Genomic DNA, 205 nt, shown 5'->3' on the forward strand with positions numbered 1-205 from the left:
ACACAAAGACGATCGATGATGGACAAGGGATATTTCATGATCTCGTCCATAAACTGCTGAACATTTTTGCGGATTTCGGCGACTGTGTGATAGAAAACATTGTTAATGACCTCGGACTTGAGCCACTTCCATAACCCTTCAACAACGTTGAGATGCGGGCTGTATGGGGGCAGGAACACAAGTTCAAGACGCCCTTTCATTTTAT

At 44.4% G+C, this 205-nt stretch carries 1 protein-coding gene; it reads right to left on the reverse strand.

Features of this window, described 5'->3' with window-relative positions; genetic code table 11:
* Positions 1-205: transposase (locus M3650_RS33495; RefSeq protein ID WP_251580330.1), on the reverse strand; the 205-nt coding region annotated here is incomplete at both ends.

This window comes from Paenibacillus sp. MER TA 81-3, from assembly GCF_023713585.1.
GTDB lineage: Bacteria > Bacillota > Bacilli > Paenibacillales > Paenibacillaceae > Paenibacillus_B > Paenibacillus_B profundus.